Source organism: Streptomyces sp. NBC_00448, assembly GCF_036014115.1.
GTDB lineage: Bacteria > Actinomycetota > Actinomycetes > Streptomycetales > Streptomycetaceae > Actinacidiphila.
The window spans coordinates 4,168,015-4,190,599 of sequence record NZ_CP107913.1 but is presented as its reverse complement, the minus strand read 5'-3'; the positions used below and the strand labels follow the sequence as shown (position 1 = coordinate 4,190,599).

The following is a 22,585-nucleotide window of genomic DNA, read 5'->3' as shown; positions in this document are numbered from 1 at the left end:
CCGGACCTCGGCCGGGTCCCCCGTGGGAACTGCCGGACGGCGGCTGCTCAGACACGTCGGGTGATCCTCTCCAGCAGTGGGATCGCGGCCGCCAGCTGCTCCTGCTCGCGCGGGCTCAGCTCCTCGCCGATGGCGAGGGTGAGCCGGCGGGCCCGTTCGCGGCGGGCGCCGTGCAGGCCGTCGCGGCCGCTGTCGGTGAGCGATACGACGATCCGGCGGCCGTCGTGCGGGTCCTGCGCGCGGGAGACCAGGCCGCGTTCGGCCAGCACCCCGACGATCGTGCACATCGACTGCGGCCTGATCCCCTCGCGCGCGGCCAGCTCCGACGCGGTGGCCGGGCCGTCCCGGTCCAGCAGCACCAGAGCCGAGGTCTGGGACAAGGTCAGTTCGCCGTCCGGCTTGACGGTGCGCAGCCGCCGGGTCAGCGGGCCGAGCGCGGCCCGCAGGTCCGTGGCGATACGGGCCGGGCCGGTGGGCGGTGCCTCGGCGGGGGCGGGGTCCGGACCCTGAGCGGACGCCAGGGCCGATGCCGTGTGCGGCGGCGGGTCCGGCGGCGGCTCCTGCGCTGGGGTCGCGGTCGGAGGACCGCCGGTTGATGACATGATCTTCAGTATAAACTGATCAGTCCAGCCTTATGGTATAGCTGACGCCCATGAGCGATTCCCTCTCCGGACCTTCCACCGGCTCGTTGACCGCGACCACCGTCACCCTCGCCGGTCACGGCGGCGACGCGATCGAGGCGTACCTCGCCCGCCCGGAGGGCGACGCCCGCCGCGGCGGTGTCGTCGTCATCCACCACATGCCCGGATACGACCGGCAGACGAAGGAGATGGTCCGTCGCTTCGCCGAGTTGGGCTACGACGCGGTCTGCCCCAACCTCTACACGCGGGAGGCCCCCGGCGCGGCCCCCGACGACGCGGCGGCCGTGGCCCGTGCGCAGGGTGGCGTGCCCGACGAGCGGCTGATCGGCGACGTGGCCGGCGCCGCCGCGTATCTGCGGGCGCTGCCTGCCTCCAACGGCAAGATCGGTGTCATCGGGCACTGTTCGGGTGGCCGCCAGGCCGTGCTCGCCGGCTGCGCCACGGACATGGACGCGGTGGTGGACTGCTACGGCGCCTTCGTCATCGGCCTGGTGCCCGAGGGCTCCCCGATGAAGGTCACCAGCCTCGTGGACCGGCTCCCCGACCTGAGGGCGCCGCTGCTCGGCCTCTTCGGCGATGAGGACACCCACCCCGGCCCGGCCGAGGTCGCCGAACTCGGCCGCCTGCTCACCGAGTCGGACAAGGTATTCGAGTTCCACACCTACCCGGGCGCCGGCCACGGCTTCTTCGCGGTGAACCGCCCCAACTACAACGTCGCTGCGGCGAACGACGGTTGGGAGCGGATCGAGGAGTTCTACGGCCGACACCTCACCGACGGCGAGCGGAGCTGACCCGGCCATGTGCACCTACACCACCGTCAAGGACGTCGTCGACGGCAGCGCCAAGGGGCCCGGCAGCCCGTGGTTCCACGTCACCGACGTGACCGTCTACTTCGACCACCCGGTCCACGCGATGGCCGAGCACACCCTGAACGTCGACTTCGCCGATCCGGCCAAGGGGCCGTCCGCCCGGGTGGCGTTGGAGCTGACCGCGGAGTCCGCGCGCACGCTGGTCGCCGCGATCCAGGAGGCGCTGGCCGCGGTGCCGGCAGAGATGCAGCTCTGACCGGTTCTGCCCGGCAAGTCGGCCCGGGCGCGGGCCCGTTCCCGCGCCCGGGCTCCTTTCTGTCCCGAGCCCCCTTCCGCGCTCCGTCCGAGCCGACCGACGCGGCCGTTGGCGATCTTCCTGTGATGATTGTCGTGACGCGTGTGGCGTTGCGCCACGGGGCTGTAACAGGCGCTGACTTGGGAAGTTGTCCATGTCAAGGTCGTCATGTCCGCGGGTGGTCGCCCCGTCCGGGGGCGGGATCGAACCCGTCACCACCGCGGCGGACGACAGCGTCGAGAGGGAAAGAGGAACAACATGCGTACCAGGGCTGCTCGTTGGGGTCTGTCCACTGCCGTGCTCGTGGCCGCGGGGCTGGCGTTGACCGCGTGCGGACCTGACAACGGGAACTCCGCGGACGGTTCGTCCACCACGTCGCCGGTCGCCACGGGTTCCACACAGGCCACCACCCCGCCCACCGCCACGAGCGGCCAGGGCTCTTCGCAGGCCACGTCGCCGGGGTCGGGCACCGCCGGGAAGTCCGGGGTGAAGTGCACCGACCGGATCGACTACGCGGGCGATCCGCGGTCCAACGCCGAGATCAACAGCATCGGTGAGCAGACCGGGAGTTGCCCGTCGCCGTCCCCCGCCACCGGCAGCGGTGGCGCCACCGCGGACAACGCGCGCACCATCGTCGGCACCCTGGAGTACCTCGCGCCCGGCAAGCTGATCGTCAAGCCGCAAGGCGGCGGCACGGATCAGGCGTTCTACGTCTCCAACGCGACGACGATCCTCGGCGCGGCCGCGATCTGCTCGGGTCCCGACGGCAACGTGACCATCGGCAGCGACGACTACGGCACCACGAAGTGCACCGAGGGCCAGCTGGAGACGGCCGCGAAGATGAGCAGCGTGACCGTCCGGGTCACCCTGGACCGCACGTCCGGCGGAGCCGACACGGTCGCCGAGCGGTACCACCCGTAAGGCCCGCCGCCGGACCCTATTCCGTGTCGAGTCCGGCCAGGCCGCGCAGCGCGGCCTCCTCCTCCGCCGGCAGCCGGTGCGCCCGGGCGAGGCCCAGCGACTCCTCCCAGCACGCGCGGGCCGCGGCGCGGTCGCCGCGGGCCAGGTGCGCGCGGCCGAGGACCTCCAGGACGTCCGCCGCGGTGGCGCGGTCGCCGAGCCGGTCGAGCAGGGCGAGCGTCTCCTCAAGAGCGTCGATCGCCTCGGCGGGACGGCCCCGGGCGAGCCGGGCCTCGCCGAGACTGGTCAGGGTGCGGGCGATGCTGACCATCGAGCCGCGGGTGCGCCAAGCCGCGAGCGCGTCGCGGAAGCACTCCTCGGCGGCCACCGGGTCGCCCGCGTACAGGTGGGTGTCGCCGAGGTTGCCCAGCACCGTGGCCACCCGGTCGAAGTCGCCCAGCGAGCGGTGCAGTTCGAGCGACCGGTGGCCGTATTCCAGCGCGAGGCCGTACTCGCCGGTGCCGCGGTGCAGGGCGGTGAGGTTGGTGAGGATCGCGGCGACCCCGCGCTGGTCGCCGGCCGCCTCGAAGCGCGCGCGGGCGACGTGCAGATGGCCCAGGCTCACGTCGTACCGCTCGGCCATGCCGTGCGCGACGCCGAGCCTGCTGTGCATCCACGCCTGCCCGAGGACGTCGCCGTGCGCGGTGACGCAGGCCATCGCCTCCTCCAGGCAGGCGGTCCACTCGCCGGTCCACCAGTACGCCTGCGCGTAGCCGAACAGCCCGGCCGCGGTGCGCCAGGCGATCTCCGGCCAGCCCTGGGTGATCGCGGTGGCGATCGTCTCCTTGATCGCGGGCAGTTCGCGCACGCACCAGCGCAGCGCCTCCTCGTCGCTGGTGAACTCGGCCACGGGCAGCGCCGGTTGCTCGTCGAGCGGCGGCAACGGGTGCCCCTCGGGGGCGAGTACGGCCAGCGCGGCGGCGACGGTGGCGGCGTACCAGACGGTGATCCGGCGCAGCGCGGACCGGCGTTCCGCCGCGGTGAGTTCGGCGAGCGCGCAGACCGCGGCGTACTCGCCGACCAGGTCGTGGAAGCTGTACCGGCCCGGCTGCGGCGCCTCCAGCAGGTGCGCGTCGACGAGCGCTTCGAGGACGTCGTCGGCGGCGCCGGCGGACGTCCGGCCGAGCAGTGCCGCGGCCGCCGACGGGTCCAGCCCGTGCCCGGGCCAGACCCCCAGCGTCCGGAACGCGCGGGCAGCCGCGCGGTCCGCGGCGAGCAGGCCGTCCCGCATCGCGACATAGCTCATCGCGAAGGTGTCCTGGACCGCGAGGCCGCCGGTGGAAAGGGCGTGCAGCCGAGAGCCGCCCGGGCCGTCGAGACGTTCGGCGAGCGCGGTCAGCGGCCAGTTGGGGCGGGCTGCCATCCGGGCGCCGGCGATCCGCAGCGCCAGCGGCAGCCCGCCGCACGCGGCCAACACCCCCGCCGCCGCCTCGGGTTCGGCCGCCACCCGTTGCCTGCCGCAGAGCGCGACCAGCAACTCCCGCTGCTCCTGGGCGGAGAGCGGCTCCAACGCCAGCCGCGCGGCGCCGGGCAGTTCGCCGAGGGTGCGGCGGCTGGTGACGACCACCGCGATGTCGCCGCCGCCCGGCAGCAGCGGCACCACCTGCGCCGCGTCGCCCGCGTTGTCCAGCATCAGCAGCACGCGCCGGACGTGCAGCGCGTCACGCCACAACACCGCCCGGTCGTCCGGGTCTTCGGGCAGCGGCTGGCCGTCCGCGCCGAGGTCGCCGAGGAAGCGGGCCAGCAGGTCGGCGGGACTGCGGGCGCCACCGGCGCCGAACCCGCGCAGATCGGCGTAGAGCTGGCCGTCGGGGAACTCTGCCCGCAGCAGGTGGGCGGCGCGCACCGCGAGCGCGGTCTTGCCGACCCCGCCCATCCCGGAGACCACCGCCACCCGCGGGCCGCGGCGTTCCGCACCGCCCCGCAACGCGGCCAGCAGCGTGCCGAGTTCGGCGGCTCGGCCGGTGAAGTCAGGCGTGTCTGCGGGAAGTTGGGCCGGTGCGGGGCGGCGGTGGGCAGCGGGCGGAAGGCCCGCAGGGGCCGCCGCCTGGACGGCGGCCGCGGGCCGGTCGTGGGCGCCGGGACGGTCCCCGTCGCCGCCCCCGGGCCCTTCACCGGCGTCACCCGAGCCCTCGGTACGGTGCGTGGCGCGGTCCTGCCCGGGCCGCGAGGACGGGCGCCCGGCACCGGCCTGCTCCGGCGCCGACCGGTCCCATCCGGGCACGGACACGGGTACCGGCAGCACGGGCGCGGACGCGCGCACGGGTACGGATACGGCGCCGCCCGGCGTCGCGGCGACGGTGCCGGGCGGTCCGGACGCCCCGGCCGGGCGCGCGGGCGGTCCGGGCACCGCGGGCACGCCCCCGGGGCCCGAGGTGCCGTCGGCCGCTTCGGCGGTCGCGCCGCCGGAGGAGCCCCGGCCCGTACCCGGGACCGTCACACCGGCGGCCGCGCCGACCGCGCCCGTACCGCCACCGATGCCCTCGGCGGGTTCGCCGACCGGGGCTCCGGGCGCGGCCCGGGTCTGCGCCGGCTCGGCCAGGATCTCCTGGTAGGTGGCCTGCACCGCGGAGTCCGGCTCCACGCCCAACTCGTCCACCAGGGTGCGGCGCAGCCCGTGGTAGACCGCGAGCGCCTCGGCCTGCCGATGGGTGCGGTGCAGCGTGAGCATGAGCTGCCGGTGGAAGGTCTCGCGCAGCGGGTACGCGGCGGCCAGCCCGGCCAGCTCCGCGGCCATGCCCTGGTGCCGGCCGAGCGCCAGCTCCGCGTCGAAGCGCCACTCCATGGTGAGTAACCGGGCCTCGGTGAGGTGCGCGGCGAGTGCCCGCAGAACGTCGGAGCGCAGCGGTACGTCCGACAGCGGGTCGCCGCGCCACAGCGCCAGCGCGGCCCCGCACTCGGCGAGCACCGACGCCCAGTCCCCGGCACGGTGCGCGGTGCGGGCGGCCGCGTGGTGGCCGAGGAAGATCCAGACGTCGAACTCGTCCTCGTCGTCGGCGACGTCCAGGACGTAACCGGGTGGTGCGGCGCGCAGCCGGGAGACGTCCCGGCCCTCCTCGTGCAGCACCCGGCGCAGCCTGGCCACGTGGTTGTGGAGCGACGCGGTGGCGGTGATGGGCGGGGCGTCGCCCCACAGCGCGGACTTGAGGTGGTGCAGCGGCACGGCGCGGCCGGGGGTGGCCAGCAGCGCGGCGAGCAGTGCGCGGACCTTCGCCGACCCGACCGGCCGGGGCAGGCCCTGGCCCGTGTCACCGCCCGCGTCTCCGCCCGTGCTCCCGCTCATGCCTCCGCCCGGGTCGCCGTCGGCGACGACCGTGACGGTGCCGAGCAGGCCGAACCGCATCCGTGGGCCTCCCTGGCCGGATCAGTCGCGAACGTGCCCGCGGCGCCGGATGCCGATGTCGCGCCACCTCGCGCGTGCCTTCGCCGCGTTCCGTGCCGTCGCGCGCATCCTCGGGGCGGTGGCTCCTGGGCGGTGGACCGCCCGCTGTCCTACCCGGGTCGGCCGCCGGGTGCGCCCGCCGGACGTCCACCGTGGCGCGCGACGACGCGGCACCGGGTCGGAACTGAGGGGACGGCCGACGCTGTGGGGACGAAGCGTTAGCCATATGTTAGCGGTCGGTTGGCGCCCTTCCGCATGATGACGGAGTCGGGTTCGGCCGCCGCGGGTGTGCGTGGAAGCCCACCTTCCGCGAACGGGGGCACTCTGTGTCGCGGCCGGACCCACATCCCGGACCCGCATCCCGCACCCGCCCGCCGGCCGCTCGCCCCGCGCCGTCGGCATGGCGTTGCGGGCCGCCGGTCCCCGCCGCTGCCAGACTCGGGGAATGCGTAAATTCTCCCTGGACGCCCAGGTACGCGAACATCTCCGCCAGGCCGCCGAGGCTTCCACCGGCCGCAGCGCGGAGACCCTCTACGGCGGCCACGAGCGGGCGCTGCGCCAGACCCTCATCGCGATGACCGCGCACACCGCCCTGGCCGACCACGAGACCCAGGGCGAGTCGACGCTGCAGGTGCTGCGCGGCCGGGTCCGGCTGACCTGCGGCGACGACGTCTGGGAGGCGATGGCCGGGGACCTGCTGGTGCTGCCGCACGCCCGGCACGGCCTGGAGGCGCTGGAGGACAGCGCGGTCCTGCTGACGGTCGCGACGCTCCGCTGACCGCCTGACCGCCTGACCGCCTGACCGCCTGACCGCCTGACCGCCTGACCGCCTGACCGCCTGACCCGGACAGGCCGACCGGCCGCCCTGGACACGGCTGACGGCCTGACCTGGACCGGCGCTACGAGCCGCCGCCCCGGCCCCGGCCGGCCCCACCGCTCCGCCGGACGGCCGCCTCGCCCGGCCCCGCCCTGTCCGATTGGGGTGGATTCGCGGCGCCGCTCGCCGCCGTTGCGGAAACCCGCCGTCCGGTCGGGTACGAGCGCTTTCGCGCAGGTCGGAGCACGGGTGACGGGGTGGGGCGAGGGTGTCCGGTACGCGGGACAAGGGGGTCTGGGTCTTCCCGTTCACCAGCTTTTTGCGCATGCTTTGAGTACCCGGGTAGCCGTCGGCAACGGTGGCCGGGTGACAATGCGACACTAGAGAGCTGTGAGTCGGCCATAACGAAACGAGGATCATCCCATGTTGCGAAACGGGTTGGAGCCGTGGCACCTGATCGTGGTGGCGATCGTCGTCATCGTGCTGTTCGGTTCCAAGAAGCTGCCTGAGGCCGCCCGCGGTCTCGGCAAGTCGATGCGCATCCTGAAGTCCGAGGCGAAGGCGATGAAGAGCGACGACGCGACGCCCGCCGGCGGCACGCCCAACGCCTCCACCACCCCGGCGCCCGAGGCGATCACCCCCAGCGACGTGGTGACGGCCAACGAGGCGCAGACGCAGGAGCCCGCGACCGGCTCGGTGAAGTAACGGCCCGGGGTGCGGGCGCACCCCAGGCCGTGACCGCCGGCGGCGGAGCGCGGCGCCGGCACCGGACGCGCCCCGCGCGCTCCGGCAGGTCCCCGCGCCCGTGACAGGCCCCCCGCTTCCGGGACCCGGCAGTCTTGGTACGTTCAGGACGTCCGGGTGCGGGAAGCGAAGCGAGGGGGCCTGTTGTGTCGTCGGGGGCGGGTACGAACACGGGGCACGGCAGCGGGGACGGGCCGGGGCACCCAGGCGGTTCGGGGCGCGCGGGTCGGACCGGGCACGCGACGGGCGACGGGGCCGTACCCCCGGAGTTCGTGGCCGGCTTCCCCGAGACGCTGGCCGAGATATCCCGCAGCTGCCGCACCCTCACCCGCGCCGAGCGGGAGAGCCGCCGCGTACTCGGCGAACACGCCGCCGACTCCGGGTTCGGGCTGCGTGAACTGACCGCCGTCCACCTCGCCGAGGCCCGGCGGGCCTGGCCACACCTGCCGGGCGTGGCCGCGGCGCGCGACGCGGGCGAGCTGCGCCAGGTCGGCGGCGCCGTGCTCGCCGCGCTGGAGACGGGGATCGCGGCCCTCGCCGAGGGGCACGCGCGGGCCCAGCGGCACGCGGTGCGCCGCGCCGAGGCGGCCCGCCGGACGTTCATCGACGACCTCCTCTACGGCCGCAGCGATCCCGGCCGGATCGCCGAGCAGGCCGAGGGCTTCGGGCTGCGGCTGGCCGACCGCCATGTCGTCGCCGTCGCCGCGCCGCCCGCCGACGAGCCGTACCACGAGACGCACCCGCTGCTGCACCGCGTCGAGCGCGAGCTCGCCGGGCGCTTCGGCGACCACGACCTGCTCGTCGCGTCGAAGGACGGCCGGCTGGTCTGCGTGGCCCCCACCGAGCAGCGGCCCGCCCTCGACGCCTTCGTCAAGCTCGCCGCCGCCGGGCGGGTGGCCGTCAGCCGCCCGCACAGCGGCGCCGCCGGAGTGGTCCGCTCCTACGAGGAGGCGCTCAGCGCGCTCGACCTCGCGGACCGGCTGGGCCTGACCGCGTCCGTGCTCAACTCCGCGGACCTGCTGGTCTTCCCCGTCCTCATGCGCGACCGCGCCGCGATGTCCGACCTGGTCCGCACCGTCCTCGGTCCGCTCGTCCACGCCCGCGGCGGCGCTCAGCCGCTCGTCGAGACCATCTCCGTGTACGCCGCCGCCGGTTACGTCAACGCGGAGGCTGCGCGCCGGCTCGACCTCAGCGTGCGCGCGCTGTCCTACCGGCTCGAACGCATCGCCTCTCTCACCGGCTTCGACCCGGACGACGCGCTCCAGCGCTACACCCTTGAGACCGCGGCCCTGGGCGCCCGCCTCCTCGACTGGCCCACCCGCACCCTCTGATCCCGCCCCTGACCCCCCGGGGTGCCCCCGTTCTGTCGGCCCAGGGACCCCCGGCCGGTGGTGGGTCGTGTGCCCCTTCGGTTCCCCGCCGTCGGGGTGCCGGCCCGTTCCCGGCTGCGGCTCGGTGGCCTGCTGGTCGCGCAGTTCCCCGCGCCCCCCTGCGGGGTGGCTGCCTCGTCCTTGTCTGACGGCCCGGTCGTGGCGGATGGGGGTACCTCCCAGGCGAAGCGCTGGGGGAGCGCAGTTCCCCGCGCCCCTGGGGGTGCTTGCTCGCCGTCCCACAGTGCCGCCGCATTGTGGCTGGTCGCGCAGTTCCCCGCGCCCCTGGGTATGTGCGGCTGCTCCGCAGCGCACAGGCGCCCGTACCGGGCAGGGGGAACGGACACCCGACAACGGCGAGCAACCCCCCACAGGGTCGCGTGGGGGTACCTCCCAGGCGAAGCTCTGGGGGAGAACGGAGCGAGCAACCACCCACGCACCGCAAGGTGAACGACCAACCGGAAGGGGCACGCACCCAGGGGCGCGGGGAACTGCGCGAGCAACCCACCACCGGGCCGTCAGACGGGGACGAGGCGGCCACCCCGCAGGGGGCGCGGGGAACTGCGCGAGCAACCCACCACCGGGCCGTCAGACGGGAACGAGCCGAAACCGTGGCGGCGGGGAGCCCGAAGGGGCGACCAGCCGTAGCGCACCGCAAGGTGGACGACGACCGTAAAGGGCACCCACCCAGCGGGGCCGGCTCAGCCCCGGCAGCCGTCCGCGTCAGCCCCGCCGCGGCCAGCGGCTTCGCACGCTTCCGCTTCCGCCTCCGCCTCCTCCGCCCGCGCGGAATCGCACTCCGTGCGCAACCCCGCACTGATCGCGCGCCCGATCCCGCGCAGAGCATCGAGCTGCTCGGGCGTGAGGACGTCGAAGAGATGCTCGCGCACCGCGGTGACATGCCCGGGCGCGGCAGCGGCGAGGGCGTCGAAGCCGGCCGGAGTCAGCTCGCAGACCCACCCGCGGCGGTCCGCGTCGGCGGGACGCCGTCGCACCCAGCCGTTCTTCTCCAGCGCGGAGACCGCATGCGAGAGACGGCTGCGCGAGGAGAGAGACGCGTCCGCCAGCTCACTCATCCGCAGGCACCGCCCCGGCGACTCCGAGAGCCGGACCAGAATCTCGTAGTAGGCCATGGGCATGCCGGAGTCCCGGCGCAACTGACGATCGACATACGCGGAGAACTCCACGCTCGACGTCATGTAGGCCCGCCAGACCTCCTGCTCCTCTTCGGTCAGCCAGCGCACGTCGTCCATACGATCCAGCATACGTGTGGTTGAACTTTCAACACCAGAGCAGTATGGTCAGTGAAAGCTCAATGATCTCGCATACATCCCAGTTCCGTTTCGAGGAGCCTTCCCCATGAGCACGCAGACCGAAGTGATCGACGGCTACGTCGCCGGCACCTGGAAGATCGACACTGTGCACTCGGACGTGTCGTTCTACGTCCGCCACCTCGGTGTCTCGAAGGTCCGCGGTCACTTCGCGGCCTTCGAGGGCACCATCGTCACCGCCGAGAACCCGCTGGAGTCCACGGTCGAGGCCGTGATCAGGACGGACTCGGTGAGCACCAACAACGAGGGCCGCGACGCCCACGTGCGCGGCGAGGACTTCCTCCACGTCGAGCAGTTCCCCGAGCTGACGTTCACCACCACCGGTATCCGGGCCAAGTCCTCCGAGGTCTTCGAGGTCGACGGCAACCTGTCGCTGCGCGGTGTGACCAAGCCCGTCACCCTCGCCCTGGAGCTCAACGGCTTCGGCGCCGGCTTCGACGGCAACGCGGTCGCCGGTTTCTCCGCGGCCACCGAGATCAGCCGTGGCGACTTCGGGGTGACCGGCGGCGCCGCCGGTGCCGCGGTCGGCGACAAGATCCGGATCGCCCTGGAGATCGAGGCCGCGAAGGTCGAGGCCTGAGGCACCCCTGATCCGGCCGGGCGTTGCTGATCGTTCCGGGCAACAGCCGCTGAACCGGGCCCACTTCACCACCGGGCCCGCCGCCGGACCACCCTCGATCCACCCTTGATCCACCCCGATTCACCCTCGTTCCACCCAGGTTCCACCTTCTGACGACGGCCGTTGTGGGCGCTTGATCCGGCGCCTACGACGGCCGTCGCGTTTCGGTTGCAGGTGGACCAGGACATCTGAAGGCCGCCAAGTCTGCCGGGATGCGGAAATGCCGTACCCGCCCGCGCGCTGCCACGATCTGTCCGGCAGGACGGAACGGCAGAGGGGGGAGGCGCACCCGGCATGGGGGAGTTCGTCGATGTGTGCCTCGGCTTTCCGACCGTCCTGTTCGGGGGGGCGCTGGTGGTCGTGGTCGGCTTCTGGGGCCTGGTGCTGGTCGGCGCTGCCGACTCGCACGGCCCGGGCCACCACGGCGCCGACGGCGGCCACTCCATGGGACACGGGGGGTCCCATGGAGCGGCCCCGGCCGGTGGCGACGGGCTCGCGGGCCACGGCCACGCGGGCGGCGGCGCCCACGACGGCGGCTCCCACGACGGCGGCGACCGCTCCGCCGACTCCGGCCTGCTGGCCGCCGCCGGGCTCGAGGGCGTACCCGTCACCGTGGTGTTCTCGCTGCTCATCGCGCTCGGCTGGTTCCTGAGCCTGGCCGGCTCGGCCGCCCTGAACGGCGCCGGGCTGCACGGGCCCGGCCGCGCCGTCGCCGACGCCGCCCTGATCGCCGCCGCGCTGGTCGGCGCCTGGCTGCTCACCTGGGTCCTGGTACGGCCGCTGCGCCGCCTGTTCCCGTACGAACTGCCGCCCTCCCGCGCGGACTTCGTGGGCCGGATCTGCGTGGTCCGCACCGGCACCGTCACCAGCCGGTTCGGCCAGGCCGAGGTGACCGCGCCCGACGGCTCCACCGCGATCGTCCAGGTCAGGCGGCCGGAAGAGGATACCGGCGGCCCCCTCGCGGCCGGCAGCAGCGCGCTGCTCTACGACTACGACCCGCAGGGCGAGTTCTTCTGGGCCGCACCCTACGAGGACCCGGCCGCCGGACCGCCGCCGCCGGGTGCCCGGTCCCTGACCTGACTCGACCTGTCCCGTCCGGTCCTGACCGCGGCGCGCCACGTCCCGCCGCACATCTGACACTCACTCATATCCGCTTCACCGCATCGAGGTTGGTCCGTCATGGATGCCACCGTCATCGGGATCGGCGTGCTCGTCGCCGTCCTCCTGCTCATCGCCCTGGGCGTGGTCGTCACCGTCACGAAGCTGTTCAGGAAGGTCTCCCAGGGCCATGCGCTGATCGTCTCCAAGTCCAAGCACGTGGACGTGACCTTCACCGGCACCGTCGTGCTCCCGGTGCTGCACAGCGCCGAGTTGATGGACATCTCGGTGAAGACCATCGAGATCCAGCGCACCGGCCGCGAGGGCCTGATCTGCCAGGACAACATCCGCGCCGACATCCATCTGACGTTCTTCGTCCGGGTCAACAAGACCAAGGAGGACGTGATCAAGGTGGCGCAGGCGATCGGCACCGAACGCGCCAGCCACCAGGACACGTTGCAGAAGCTCTTCGCCGCGAAGTTCTCCGAGGCGCTGAAGACGGTCGGCAAGCAACTCGACTTCGTCGACCTCTACACCCACCGCGAGCACTTCCGCGACCAGATCATCCAGGTGATCGGCACCGACCTCAACGGCTACCACCTCGAGGACTGCGCGATCGACTTCCTGGAGCAGACCCCGCTCACCCAGCTCGACCCGGCCAACATCCTGGACGCGCAGGGCATCCGGAAGATCACCGAGCTGACCGCGATCGAGCACGTGCGCACCAACGAGTTCCAGCGCACCGAGCAGAAGGAGATCACCCGGCAGAACGTCGAGGCCCGGGAGACCATCCTGGAGCTGGAACGCCGCCAGTCCGAGGCCGAGATCAAGCAGCGCCGCGAGGTCGACACACTGCGGGCCAAGGAGGAGGCGGTCACCGCCAAGGTCCAGGAGGAGGAACGCCTCAGCGCCCAGGGCGCGTTCCTGCGCACCGAGGAGCAACTCGGGGTGCAGCGGGAGAACCAGGCCCGTGAGGTCGCCGTCGCGCAGAAGAACCGCGAGCGGGTCATCGCGGTGGAGAACGAGCGGATCGAGAAGGACCGGGTGCTGGAGGTCATCGCCCGCGAGCGCGAGACCGAACTGGCCAGGATCTCCAAGGAGAAGGAGGTCGAGGGCGAGCGCCGGGACGTCGCCGACGTGGTGCGCGAGCGGATCGCGGTGGACCGTACGGTCGCCGAGCAGGAGGAGTCGATCAAGCAGCTCCGTATGGTGCAGGAGGCCGAGCGGGAGCGGCAGGCGCTGATCATCACCGCGGAGGCGCAGGCGCAGGAGCGGCTGGTCAAGGACATCAAGGCCGCCGAGGCCGCCGAGCAGGCCGCCCAGCACAAGGCCCGCGAGTCGCTGACGCTGGCCGAAGCCCGCAAGCGCGCCGCGGACCTGGACGCGGACGCCAAGGTGCGGCTGGCCGAAGGGCTGCGCGCGGAGGCGGCGGCCCAGGGGCTGGCCGAGGTCGAGGTGCGCGAGCGCAGCGCGGCCGCGATCGCCAAGGTCGGCGCGGCCGAGGCCGAGGCGACCACCGCCCGGCTCAAGGCCGAGGCCGAGGGCGCCCGCGCCAAGTCCCTTGCCCAGGCGGAGGGTACGGCCGCGCAGGCGACCGCGGACGCCGCGATGATCGGCGAGCGGCTGAAGGCGGAGGCGGCCGGGCTGACCGAGAAGGCCGCGGCGATGGCGGCCCTCGACGACGCCTCGCGCGGACACGAGGAGTACCGGCTGCGGCTGGCCGCGGAGAAGGACGTCCGGCTGGCCGGGCTCGACACGCAGCGGCAGATCGCCGAGGCGCAGGCGACCGTCCTGGCCACCGGGCTGGAGAAGGCGGACATCAGCATCGTCGGCGGTGACGACGTCTTCTTCGACCGGCTGCTCGGCGCGGTCAGCGCGGCCCGCTCGGTGGACTCGTTCGTCGCCAACTCCCAGACGGTCCAGGCGGTGGCGGCGCCCTGGCTGGACGGGTCGGAGCGGTTCACGCAGGACGCCACCCGGGTGCTGTCCTCGCTCGGCGGGGGGATGGGCGGCATGAGCGTGGCCGGCCTGCTGAACCGGCTGATCGCGGGCGGCGGCCCGCAGGCCGGCGGGTTGCAGCAACTGCTGGACCAGGCACGGGCGATGGGGATCGCCGACACCTCCCTGGCGGGCGTCGCGGGCGCAGGCGCCTCCGGTTCGGGCACGTCCGGGTCCGACGCCGCCGGCACCGCGGTACCCGTTGCCGCCGGTGCCGCGGTGAACGGCACCTCGGGCGCGGCCGGCGGCGCACAGGCGAACGGACTGGCGAAGAAGTGAGCGAGCAGGTCTCCATGGCGGACGCCGGCCCCGGACCGGAAACGGCCGGGCCGGCCGGCGACGCCTACCAGGTGCTGCGCACCCGGTTGTCCGGCACGGCAAGGGAGTTGGCCCGCCGGGCCGAGGCGCTCAACGCGGCCCGGCAGGAGGTCTTCGGCTCCACGGAGCTGCGGCTGGCGGGCGCCGAGCGGTTGCGCACCGCCCGCCCGGCGCTGCCCGCCGACATCGCCCCGGTCGGGCCCTACCTGCTGTTCGCCGCGAACCCGGCCGAAGTCGAGGACGTCGCCGACGTGTTCCGGGTGCGCCGCGCGGACGACCTGGACGGCGACGGGACGGGCGCCGGTGCGGCCGGCGCCGCTACGGCCGCGTCCACCGCGCCGGACACCGGCCCGGCCGGGCTGCTGGACGACCCCGGCTTCGTCCGCGACTTCCACGAGCTGTACCGGTATTACCGGCAGACCCGGGTGGTGCGGGTGCGGGTCTGGGAGGGCCGGGTGCTGGCGGTCTTCCGCACCGGCGCCGGCGCCGACGACGTGAAGGCGCTGGGCTGGCGGATCGGCCGCGACGGCCGCTGCGCCTACGAGGGCACGGCCCGCGAGGAGCCTGCCGAGCCGCCGGAGACGGTGCGCTGGAGCGCGGTCGGCAGGGAGGCGTACGTCCCCGGCCGCCGCCCGCACATCGCGCTCGCCGCGCCCGACGGCGGCACCCTCACCCTCGACACCACCGGCGGCGCCCTCGCCCTGCGCACCGGCGGCGCCGTCCACGAGGAGCCCGTCGACGACGCCCTCCAGTCGCTGGCCGACGCCGACGTCGCGCTCGCCGGCGCCGGACCGCTGGTGCTGCTGCGGGTGCGCCCGTACCGGGAGTCCGCCGACCGGCACTTCGCGGTCAACACCCGCACCGAGCAGATCGAGCGGATCGACGCGCTCGGCCAGGTCTGCCTGCGGCTGCCCGACGACCAGGGCGTGGTCTTCCCCGGCGGCTACGTCCTGGCCACCGGCGGCACCCGTACCTTCGACCTGGCCGACCTCGCCGGCCGGGCCGAACCCGCCGGCGATCCCGGAGCGCCGCCGGCCGGCGAAGTGGCCCCCGCCCGGCTGGAGTTCGAGCGCGCGGTGCGCTCGGCCAACGGCGAGGACGTGCTGTACGTCTTCCACGCCCCCGCCGACGGCCACCGGCTGCTGCTGCCGTACAACCTCATCCGCAAGGAGGCCGCCGCCCCGCTGCACGTCCAGGGCAGCGCGCTGTACGAGGACGGCACCCTGATCACGCTGCGGCCCGCCGAGGGCGGCGAGCCCGGCCGGGTGCACACCCTCCAGCGCTGGCACACCCCCTTCCTGTCCGACACCTACGCCGCCGCCCGCCCGGTCGGTGACGGCCCGCTGGCCCGGATCGGCAACCCCGACCTGGTCCGGGCGGTCTCCGACGCGCTGTCGGTGGCCCGCGCCGCCCTGGAGCCCGAGCCCGCCGCGGCCGTCTACGAGGCGCTGACCGCCGCCGCCGAGCGCGTCCTGGACCGCCACCACTGGCTCGCCGACCCGGCCGCGCAGGACCTGGCCGGACCGCTGACCGAGGTGCGCGACACCGCCCGCCAGGTGCTCGCCGAGTACGCCCGGGTACGGGAGTCGGCCGCGCGGGCCGCCGCGGCGGCCGACGAGGCGGAGGCGCGGATCACCGCGCTCGGCCGCCGGGTACGTGGCGAGGCCGCCGCGTCCGCGGACGAGTGGGTCGCCCGCCTCACCGAACTACGCGGCGCACAGGGCAGGTTGGCCACGTTGCGGGAGATGCGGCAGGCCGACCCGGCCCGGCTGGACGCCCTGGACGCGCTACTGGCCAGGGAACTGGCCGAGGCCGCGGCCCGCGCCGCCGCGCACTTCGCCGACGAGGCCGCCTTCGACGGCTACCGGCAGCGGGTCGCCGACGTGGCCGCGCGGGTCCCGCAGGCCGCCACCGCCGCCGACACCGCGCCGCTGGCCGCGGCCCTCGACGAGCAGGCGGCGGGCCTGGCCACCGTCACCGAGACCGCGGGCACCCTGGAGATCACCGACGCGACCGTACGCACCCGCATCCTGGCCACCGCCGCCGACGTGCTCGGTGCGGTCAACCACGCCAGGGCCGTACTCGGCTCCCGCAGAAGGGAGTTGCTCGCCGCCGAGACCGGCGCGGAGTTCGCCGCGCAGAGCGCGCTGCTCGCGCAGAGCATCGGCGCCGCCCTCGACGCGGCCGGCACCCCTGAGGCGTGCGAGGAGCAACTCGGCCGTCTGCTGGTGCAGATCGAGAACCTCGCCACCCGGTTCGCCGCCGACGAGGAACGGCTCGCGGCGCTCGACGCCCGCCGCGAGGAGGTGCGGGAGACCTTCGCCGCCCGCAAGCAGGCGCTCGCCGACGAACGTGCCCAGCGCGCCCAGCGGTTGACCGCCAGCGCCGCCCGGCTGCTGGACGGCATCCGGCGCCGCGCGGCCACCCTCGGCTCCGCCGACGCGATCCACACCTACTTCGCCTCCGACCCGCTCGCCGCCGAACACCGCAGGATCGCCGAGGAGTTGCGCACAATCGGCGACCCCGCGCGGGCCGCGGAACTCGGCTCCGCGCTCGCCGCCGCCCGCCAGGCCGCCACCGGCGCCCTGCGCGACCGCCTCGACCTGTACGAGGACGGCGGCGCCGCGATCCGGCTGGGTCGGCACCGCTTCGCGGTCAACACCCAGCCCCTCGACCTCGCGCTCGTCCCGCACGCCGACGGCCTCGCCTTCACCCTCACCGGCACCGACTACCTCGCCCCGGTGGACGACCCCGCCTTCGCGGCCACCCACGCCTTCTGGTCCCGGCCGCTGGTCTCGGAATCCCCGCGGCTGTCCCGGGCGGAGTTCCTCGCCGGCGGGCTGCTGCTGGACCAGCTCGCCTCGGGCGCCCCGGCCACCGGCGACGTGCCCGCGAGGGTACGGGCGGCCGTCGCCGAGCGCGCCTCGGAAGGGTACGAGCGGGGGGTGCACGACCACGACGCGGTGCTGCTCCTCACGGCGCTCGCCGAACGCGCCGAGCACGCCGGGCTGTTGCGGTACTCCGCCGGCACCCGGGCGGGCGCCCTGCTCTTCTGGACCTACGGCAGCCGGCCCGCCGAACGTGCCGCGTGGACGGCGCGGGCCCGGTCGCTCAGCCGGGCGCGGACCACGTTCGGCGGGGCGGGCGCCGGGCGGGCGCTGGACGCTCTTGCCACCGAACTCGGCTCTGCCGCACGGGATTTCCTGCTCGCCGCCGACCTGCCGGAACCGGTCCGCCCGGCCCCGGACTCTGCGACCGACGCCTTGCTGCTGGGGGAGTACCTGGTCGCCGAACTCGCCGCCGAGCAGGCCGGTTTCGCGGTCGGCCCCGGTGCCCGGACGGTCGTGGCCCGGCTGACCGACGCGCTGGGCGGCCCGGACGCGGTGCCGTACAAGGAGTTCAGCGCCGATCTCGACGCGCTGGGTGGGGAGTTGGACGCCGGGCTGGGCGCGCGCTGGCAGCTCGCCCGGGCCTGGCTCGGCCCGTTCGCCGGGGAGGCCGACGGTGCGGACGGAACCGAAGGCCCGGGCGCCGGCGACCTGGTGGAGGCCGCGGCCGGACTGGTCTGCGGCGCCGGGGCCGTACGGTACGAAGTGGACGCCGACGTCGAGGTGACGGTGCGCGGGCTGCTCGCGGCGCACCCCAGGGCGGTGGACGGCGCCATGACGCTGCGGGTGGACGAACTCCTCACCCGGGTAAGGCGGTTCACCGCCGAGGAGGTGCCGGCGTACCGCGCGTACCAGCGGCACCGTACGGCCGTGGTCGCCGCCGAGCGGGACCGGCTCGCGCTGGACGGCTACCGGGCCCGCCCTCCGGCCGGCTTCGTCCGCAACCGGCTGCTGGACGAGGTGTACCTGCCGCTGGTCGGCGACAGCCTCGACAAGCAGTTCGGCCCGGCCGGCGGCCTGCTGATGCTCATGTCCCCACCCGGATACGGCAAGACCTCGCTGGTGGAGTACGTGGCGAGCAGCCTCGGCCTGGCACTGGTCGGTGTCTCCGGGCCCGCCCTCGGCAGCGGCACCACCTCGCTCGACCCCGAACGCGCCCCCGACGCCGCCGCCCGGCGCGAGCTGGAGAAGGTGCGGCTCGCCCTGGAGATGGGCTCCAACGTGCTGCTCTACCTCGACGACATCCAGCACGCCTCGGCGGAGTTCCTGCAGAAGTTCATCCCGCTGTGCGACGCGCAGCGGCGGATCGAAGGCCCGGCAGGCGCGTACGACCTGCGCGGCAAGCGGTTCGCGGTGTGCATGGCGGGCAACCCGTACACCGAGTCCGGCGCGCTCTTCCGGGTGCCCGACATGCTCGCCAACCGCGCCGACGTGTGGAACCTCGGGGATGTGCTGACCGGGCGGGAGGACCTGTTCGCCTTCAGCTACGTGGAGAACGCGCTCACCGCGAACCCGGTGCTCGCCCCGCTGGCCGGGCGCGACCGGGCCGACCTCGATCTGCTGGTACGGCTCGCCGCCGACGACCCGACCGCCCGCGCGGCGGACCTGGCGCACCCCTACTCCGATGCCGAGCGGGCGGAGATCCTCGCGGTGCTGCGGCACTTGCTGTGGGCTCGGGACGTCCTGCTCACCGTCAACGCGGCGTACATCGACTCCGCGGGACGGGACGACTCCTCCCGCACCGAGCCGCCGTTCCTCCTGCAGGGGTCCTACCGGAACATGAACCGGCTCGCCGGGAGGATCACCGCGACCATGAACTCCGCGGAGCTCGACGCCGCCGTCACCGACCACTACCGGGCCGAGGCCCAGACCCTCGCGCAGGGCGCCGAAGCGGCCCTCCTCAAACTGTCAGCCCTCCGAGGCACCCTCACCCCCACCCAATCCGCCCGCTGGACCCACCTCAAATCCCCCTACCCCTCCCCCTGAATGCCCCTGCGGGGTGGCCGCCTCGTTCCCGTCTGACGGCCCGGTGGTGGGTTGCTCGCGCAGTTCCCCGCGCCCCTGTGGGGGGGTTGCTCGCCGTTGTCGGGTGTCCGTTCCCCCTGTCCGGTACGGGTGCCTGTGCACCGCGGAGCAGCCGCACATACCCAGGGGCGCGGGGAACTGCGCTCCCCCAGAGCTTCGCCTGGGAGGTACCCCCATCCGCCACGACCGGGCCGTCAGACAAGGACGAGGCAGCCACTCCGCAGGGGGGGCGCGGGGAACTGCGCGACCAGCAGGCCACCGAGCCGCAGCCGGGAACGGGCCGGCACCCCGACGGCGGGGAACCGAAGGGGCACGCGACCCACCACCGGCCGGGGGTCCCTGGGCCGACAGAACGGGGGCACCCCGGGGGGTCAGGGGCAGCCACCCCACAGGGGCACCTCAGCCACGACGGCGCTGGAGCCGCGGACCCAGGGGAACCGTCGGCGTGGGGAGCCGGACACCGAGGCGACGGACCGCGAGCATGAGGAGCCACGCCACGACCCCGCCCAGTACGAACCCTGCCAGGACGTCATGGGGGTAGTGGACGCCGATCCACACCCGGGACGCCCCGAGAAGAAGGGCGAACGGGACCGCGATCCGCCCGAGTCGACGGTCGGCGAGAAGAAGGGCCACCGCCGAAGCCGCCGCGATCGCCGAATGATTGCTGGGGAAGGACCAGTCCCCGAGAGCAGGGCACGCCTCGACCGTGGGAGCGACGTGCAGCGTCTGACAAGGCCGTTGCTCGGTGAAGATCGACTTGACGACGTCGTTCGCGAGGAAGGCGAGGACCACGACCACCGGCACCGCCAGCACCGCGGCCATCCGCGCCCGGTCACCCCCACCCCGCGCCCGCCACCACGCCCAGAGCATGAGGACCGCGAAGACGCCCACCCCGTAATCGCTGAAGAGCCGCACCACGCTGTCGAGCGGACCGGGCGTGTGCTGCGAGAGACGCACGACCCAGCGGTAGAGGCCCGCGTCGAACTCGGCGTTCATGACCCCTCCGGCGGGACGACGGCGTGGCGCCCGCGCGCCTGCTCACGCCGCCCGCGCCGCCATTCCACCGCGAGCGGCACCAGCGACACGACGACCACGACCGCGACGATCGGCAGCAGATAGTGATCGACGTTCGGTACGGACGAGCCGAGCCCGTAGCCGGCCAGCACGAGCCCGACCGTCCAGACCGCGCCGCCGACCGCCTGCCACAGCGTGAAGGTGCGGACGGGCACCCCCAGCGCCCCGGCCAGCGGGTTGAGCACGGTGCGCACCACCGGGACGAAACGGGCCAGCACCACGGCCCTGGCGTGGCCGTACCGGGCGAGCAGGTCGGTCGCGCGCGAAGCACCCTCGTGCAGCCGCCGGCCCCGGGACCTGGCCAGCAGCGCGGGACCGGCTCTGCGGCCGAGCACGTAACCCGTTTGGGCGCCCAGCAGCGCACCGGCGAGCGCGGCGATCAGCACCTGCCAGAGCGTGAGGTGCACCGCGCCCGAGGCGCCCGGCGCGCACAGCAGCCCCGCGGTGAAGAGCAGGGAGTCGCCGGGCAGGAAGAAGCCGACCAGCAGGCCGGTTTCGGCGAAGAGCACGACCGCGATGCCGAGGGCGCCGAAAGAGGCGAGCACGGAGTTGGCGCTGAGCGGGTTCAAGGCGAGGTGCGCGGCCGGTTCGGCCGCGGCATGGGCGACGAGTACGGGCACGGGCAGAGGCATGGCGGTGGAGCCCTCCCATAATGGTTCAGGGGACGCTCGCGGCGACCCCGACCGACTACAGTGATGTAGACGGTCTACAGCACTGTAGACGAATGAGGCGGAAGGGGCGATCGAGCCATGCCGGAGCCGAGCGCGGGCCGCCGCCCGTCGGGCGAGCTGGAGGCGAGCGTCCTGGCCGCGCTGTGGGCGGCCGGCGGCCGCCCGCTCACCCCCGCTGACGTGCAGCGCGAACTCGGCACCGCCCTGGCGCGCACCACCGTCACCACGATCCTGGCCCGGCTGTACGAGAAGGGCTCCGTCAGCCGTGCCCGCTCCGGCCGCGGCTACGCCTACCTGCCGGTCCAGGACTCCCCGGGGCTCGCCGCCCGCCGGATGCGCAGCGAGCTGGACAAGTCCGCGAGCGACGACCGCGGCACCGTACTGGCCCGGTTCGTCTCCGGGCTCGGGCCCGACGACGAGAAGGTGCTGCGCGAGCTGCTGGCGCAGGCCGGCGAGGCGCCGACCGCGGCCGGGGACGGCCACGGAAACGGAACCGGTCGCGAAAGCGTCCCCCGAAACGGCTACCACGCGGGGGATCACACGGGGGACGAGGAGGTCCGGTGAACTTCTCCGTCTGGCTGCCGCTGCTGCTGCCGCTGCTCGCCGCGCCCGCCGCCCGCCGGCTCGCCGACGCGCTGCCGCCGCGCACCGCCGCGTGGCTGCTGGCCGTGTCCGCGGCGCTGCTCGCGATGTGCAGCACCGCCGCGCTCGGGCTGCTCGCCGGGGCGGGCGCGCTGCGGCTGCCGCCGGTGGCCGCGCTCGGCCACCTCGTGCTGCCCGTGGTCGGCGACCAGGTCACCGTGCCGGCCGCCTGCGTGGCCGCCGGGCTGCTCGCCGTCGTCGCGGTGGCGCTCGTCCGGGCGGTACGGCGCCACGTCCTGCTCGCGGACCGGGCCCGGCGCAGCGCGGACGACTCCGGTACGGCCGCGGGCGACCTCACGGTGCTCAGCGACCCGCGGCCCGATGCGTACGCCCTTCCCGGGCGGTTCGGGCAGCCCGGGCGGATCGTCGTCACCTCGGGGATGCTGCGGGCGCTCGACCCGGCCGAGCGGGAGGCGCTCCTCGCCCACGAGCGGGCCCACCTCGCCGGGCGGCACCACCTCTTCCTCGCGGTTCTCGCGCTCGCCTGTGCCTGCCATCCCGCGCTTCGGCTGTTGCGGGTGCCGCTGTCCTACGCGCTGGAGCGGGCCGCGGACGAGGCCGCCGCCGAGGCCGTCGGGGACCGTCGGGTCGCCGCTCTCGCGATCGGGCACGCGGCCCTTGCCGGGCGGGCCGTGCCGCGGCCGTACGCCGCCCTCTCCGCCACCACCGGGCCCGTGCCCCGGCGGGTCTCCGCGCTCCTCTCCCCCCGGGCCGCCCGTGCGCCCCGCGCGGTCGCCGCACTCCTCGCCGGCGCCCTCGCGCTCTCCGCCGGCTGCGCGCTCCACGCCGCCTACGAACTCCACGGCAACATCGAGGTGGCCCAGGGCGAGCCCCGCTGACCTCCTGCGGAGGAACCCGGGCGATTCCCTCCGGGGGCGCCCCCGGCCCGCCGAGCGCCAGGGG

At 74.6% G+C, this 22,585-nt stretch carries 16 protein-coding genes and 1 pseudogene; 12 read left to right on the top strand and 5 right to left on the bottom strand.

All coding sequences use genetic code 11. The annotated features are described in order from the left end of the window. Positions 1-47: 47 nt before the first annotated feature. Entirely contained in the window at positions 48-602 is a 555-nt protein-coding gene (locus OG370_RS17715) for a MarR family winged helix-turn-helix transcriptional regulator (protein WP_328465386.1), read from the bottom strand. A 50-nt stretch (positions 603-652) separates the two neighbouring features. Here OG370_RS17715 and OG370_RS17710 point away from each other — a divergent pair, with 50 nt between their 5' ends. The 3 genes from OG370_RS17710 (at position 653) to OG370_RS17700 (ending at position 2,666) form a co-directional block, all read left to right on the top strand. Then, positions 653-1,432 carry a dienelactone hydrolase family protein gene (locus tag OG370_RS17710; protein ID WP_328465384.1) on the top strand — a complete coding sequence of 260 codons (780 nt, stop codon included), beginning with the start codon at positions 653-655 and terminating at the stop codon, positions 1,430-1,432. Positions 1,433-1,439: 7 nt separating this feature from the next. Continuing rightward, on the top strand, positions 1,440-1,706 hold the full coding sequence (locus tag OG370_RS17705; RefSeq protein WP_328465382.1) for a DUF6295 family protein: 267 nt from the start codon (positions 1,440-1,442) through the stop codon (positions 1,704-1,706). 297 nt (positions 1,707-2,003) lie between these two features. Beyond that, positions 2,004-2,666 carry a hypothetical protein gene (locus OG370_RS17700; protein ID WP_328465380.1) on the top strand — a complete coding sequence of 221 codons (663 nt, stop codon included), beginning with the start codon at positions 2,004-2,006 and terminating at the stop codon, positions 2,664-2,666. Between the two features lie 16 nt (positions 2,667-2,682). On the opposite strand, the gene OG370_RS17695 is transcribed toward OG370_RS17700, so the two are convergent. Next, positions 2,683-6,048: an AfsR/SARP family transcriptional regulator gene (locus OG370_RS17695; RefSeq protein WP_328465379.1), complete on the bottom strand. Its 3,366-nt coding sequence runs from the start codon at positions 6,046-6,048 to the stop codon at positions 2,683-2,685. Between the two features lie 484 nt (positions 6,049-6,532). On the opposite strand from OG370_RS17695, the gene OG370_RS17690 reads away from it, so the two are divergent. The 3 genes from OG370_RS17690 (at position 6,533) to OG370_RS17680 (ending at position 8,979) form a co-directional block, all read left to right on the top strand. Continuing rightward, positions 6,533-6,865 (top strand): cupin domain-containing protein, encoded by a 333-nt coding sequence (locus OG370_RS17690; protein ID WP_328465378.1) that lies wholly within the window; start codon positions 6,533-6,535, stop codon positions 6,863-6,865. Between the two features lie 462 nt (positions 6,866-7,327). Next, positions 7,328-7,609: a Sec-independent protein translocase subunit TatA gene (gene tatA / locus OG370_RS17685; RefSeq protein WP_328465377.1), complete on the top strand. Its 282-nt coding sequence runs from the start codon at positions 7,328-7,330 to the stop codon at positions 7,607-7,609. 311 nt (positions 7,610-7,920) lie between these two features. Continuing rightward, positions 7,921-8,979: a PucR family transcriptional regulator gene (locus OG370_RS17680; RefSeq protein ID WP_328465376.1), complete on the top strand. Its 1,059-nt coding sequence runs from the start codon at positions 7,921-7,923 to the stop codon at positions 8,977-8,979. Positions 8,980-9,719: 740 nt separating this feature from the next. Here the strand turns inward: OG370_RS17680 and OG370_RS17675 are convergent. Then, positions 9,720-10,271, bottom strand: a complete 552-nt coding sequence (locus OG370_RS17675; protein ID WP_328465374.1) for a MarR family winged helix-turn-helix transcriptional regulator — start codon at positions 10,269-10,271, stop codon at positions 9,720-9,722. A 106-nt stretch (positions 10,272-10,377) separates the two neighbouring features. Between OG370_RS17675 and OG370_RS17670 the strand changes: the two genes are divergently transcribed. From OG370_RS17670 to OG370_RS17655, 4 genes are all read left to right on the top strand, one after another. Next, positions 10,378-10,929 carry a YceI family protein gene (locus OG370_RS17670; RefSeq protein ID WP_328465372.1) on the top strand — a complete coding sequence of 184 codons (552 nt, stop codon included), beginning with the start codon at positions 10,378-10,380 and terminating at the stop codon, positions 10,927-10,929. A gap of 333 nt (positions 10,930-11,262) precedes the next feature. Continuing rightward, positions 11,263-12,048: a hypothetical protein gene (locus OG370_RS17665; protein ID WP_328465370.1), complete on the top strand. Its 786-nt coding sequence runs from the start codon at positions 11,263-11,265 to the stop codon at positions 12,046-12,048. A gap of 99 nt (positions 12,049-12,147) precedes the next feature. Next, the gene (locus OG370_RS17660) at positions 12,148-14,343 is read left to right on the top strand and encodes an SPFH domain-containing protein (RefSeq protein ID WP_328465368.1); all 2,196 of its coding nucleotides are present in this window, start codon (positions 12,148-12,150) and stop codon (positions 14,341-14,343) included. After that, entirely contained in the window at positions 14,340-19,256 is a 4,917-nt protein-coding gene (locus OG370_RS17655) for a DNA repair ATPase (protein WP_328465366.1), read from the top strand. The genes OG370_RS17660 and OG370_RS17655 overlap by 4 nt, the downstream gene beginning before the upstream one ends. 438 nt (positions 19,257-19,694) lie before the next feature. Here OG370_RS17655 and OG370_RS17650 read toward each other — a convergent pair whose 3' ends face one another. After that, positions 19,695-20,291: a phosphatase PAP2 family protein gene (locus OG370_RS17650; RefSeq protein ID WP_328465364.1), complete on the bottom strand. Its 597-nt coding sequence runs from the start codon at positions 20,289-20,291 to the stop codon at positions 19,695-19,697. After that, positions 20,288-21,001: a DedA family protein gene (locus tag OG370_RS17645; protein WP_328465362.1), complete on the bottom strand. Its 714-nt coding sequence runs from the start codon at positions 20,999-21,001 to the stop codon at positions 20,288-20,290. The genes OG370_RS17650 and OG370_RS17645 overlap by 4 nt, the downstream gene beginning before the upstream one ends. A gap of 117 nt (positions 21,002-21,118) precedes the next feature. On the opposite strand from OG370_RS17645, the pseudogene OG370_RS17640 reads away from it, so the two are divergent. Then, positions 21,119-21,496, top strand: a pseudogene (locus OG370_RS17640) (BlaI/MecI/CopY family transcriptional regulator); the annotation flags it as partial. 104 nt (positions 21,497-21,600) lie between these two features. Next, the gene (locus tag OG370_RS17635) at positions 21,601-22,521 is read left to right on the top strand and encodes a M56 family metallopeptidase (protein ID WP_328465358.1); all 921 of its coding nucleotides are present in this window, start codon (positions 21,601-21,603) and stop codon (positions 22,519-22,521) included. Positions 22,522-22,585: the final 64 nt, after the last annotated feature.

Excerpts from the sequence above, each read along its gene's own strand:
- OG370_RS17715 (WP_328465386.1), bottom strand. The coding sequence starts at position 602 with ATGTCATCAACCGGCGGTCCTCCGACCGCGACCCCAGCGCAGGAGCCG.
- OG370_RS17710 (WP_328465384.1), top strand. The coding sequence starts at position 653 with ATGAGCGATTCCCTCTCCGGACCTTCCACCGGCTCGTTGACCGCGACC.
- OG370_RS17705 (WP_328465382.1), top strand. The coding sequence starts at position 1,440 with ATGTGCACCTACACCACCGTCAAGGACGTCGTCGACGGCAGCGCCAAG.
- OG370_RS17700 (WP_328465380.1), top strand. The coding sequence starts at position 2,004 with ATGCGTACCAGGGCTGCTCGTTGGGGTCTGTCCACTGCCGTGCTCGTG.
- OG370_RS17695 (WP_328465379.1), bottom strand. The coding sequence starts at position 6,048 with ATGCGGTTCGGCCTGCTCGGCACCGTCACGGTCGTCGCCGACGGCGAC.
- OG370_RS17690 (WP_328465378.1), top strand. The coding sequence starts at position 6,533 with ATGCGTAAATTCTCCCTGGACGCCCAGGTACGCGAACATCTCCGCCAG.
- tatA (WP_328465377.1), top strand. The coding sequence starts at position 7,328 with ATGTTGCGAAACGGGTTGGAGCCGTGGCACCTGATCGTGGTGGCGATC.
- OG370_RS17675 (WP_328465374.1), bottom strand. The coding sequence starts at position 10,271 with ATGGACGACGTGCGCTGGCTGACCGAAGAGGAGCAGGAGGTCTGGCGG.
- OG370_RS17670 (WP_328465372.1), top strand. The coding sequence starts at position 10,378 with ATGAGCACGCAGACCGAAGTGATCGACGGCTACGTCGCCGGCACCTGG.
- OG370_RS17665 (WP_328465370.1), top strand. The coding sequence starts at position 11,263 with ATGGGGGAGTTCGTCGATGTGTGCCTCGGCTTTCCGACCGTCCTGTTC.
- OG370_RS17660 (WP_328465368.1), top strand. The coding sequence starts at position 12,148 with ATGGATGCCACCGTCATCGGGATCGGCGTGCTCGTCGCCGTCCTCCTG.
- OG370_RS17650 (WP_328465364.1), bottom strand. The coding sequence starts at position 20,291 with ATGAACGCCGAGTTCGACGCGGGCCTCTACCGCTGGGTCGTGCGTCTC.
- OG370_RS17645 (WP_328465362.1), bottom strand. The coding sequence starts at position 21,001 with ATGCCTCTGCCCGTGCCCGTACTCGTCGCCCATGCCGCGGCCGAACCG.